Origin of the sequence: Bacillus sp. GbtcB10, from assembly GCF_019091365.1 — a bacterium.
Taxonomy (GTDB): Bacteria; Bacillota; Bacilli; order Bacillales; family Bacillaceae; genus Bacillus; species Bacillus altitudinis.
In genome coordinates, this window is record NZ_JAGXJP010000421.1 from 1 (window position 1) to 233 (window position 233).

At 26.2% G+C, this 233-nt stretch carries 1 protein-coding gene; it reads right to left on the reverse strand.

Features of this window, described 5'->3' with window-relative positions; all coding sequences use genetic code 11:
* Window positions 1-38: 38 nt before the first annotated feature.
* Window positions 39-233, reverse strand: a 195-nt coding sequence (locus tag KVT11_RS20700; RefSeq protein ID WP_217609228.1) for an immunity protein Imm33 domain-containing protein, incomplete at its 5' end; no start/stop codon positions are given.

The following is a 233-nucleotide window of genomic DNA, read 5'->3' on the forward strand; positions in this document are numbered from 1 at the left end:
GAAATTATATTGCTTTCTTTAAAACGTAATAACTTTTTCTATCCATTTAAATATGCATCCCAATCGTAGTCTTCAATTTTATAGAATCTACCTTCATCATTTCTTTCATATGCACATAAAGGTGGTTCCTCAAGAAATTTTAAAATAGAATCATCTATATTCAAAATGACTCCAATTAAAATAATTTGAAAGTTTTTAGGATTATTGACATAGTCATCACTTTCATAACCACT